1 protein-coding gene is annotated in these 310 nt (G+C 52.6%); it reads left to right on the plus strand.

From position 1 onward, the window contains the following. The first annotated feature begins 15 nt into the window (after positions 1-15). Positions 16-258 carry an HP1242/YdcH family protein gene (locus tag BK665_RS34155; RefSeq protein ID WP_123410673.1) on the plus strand — a complete coding sequence of 81 codons (243 nt, stop codon included), beginning with the start codon at positions 16-18 and terminating at the stop codon, positions 256-258. Positions 259-310 lie beyond the last annotated feature (52 nt).

Consider the following 310-nt stretch of genomic DNA (forward strand, 5'->3'; position numbering starts at 1 on the left):
AAACGGAGGTGTTCCATGCCGGTGCCACACAACCTTTATCTGGATCTGAATATTCCAAAGGAAGTTATCCAGCAAAAACGCACCAAGGATCCGTTACTGGATTCACTGATCAACAAGTATTCGCAAGCCGACGCCGAGGTGGTGAAGGCTGAAACCGCCCAATCGGACGCCCCCAGCGACGACACACTGAAAAAGCTCAAGGAGCAGCGATTGCAGGTCAAGGACAAGATCGTCAAACAACTCCAGGCGTCGTCCTGAGTCACCGACGATCGGTGACTGAATAATTGGAACGGCGATTAAGCCCGGCACC

The sequence above is a fragment of the Pseudomonas frederiksbergensis genome, assembly GCF_003732665.1.
Taxonomy (GTDB): Bacteria; Pseudomonadota; Gammaproteobacteria; order Pseudomonadales; family Pseudomonadaceae; genus Aquipseudomonas; species Aquipseudomonas frederiksbergensis_G.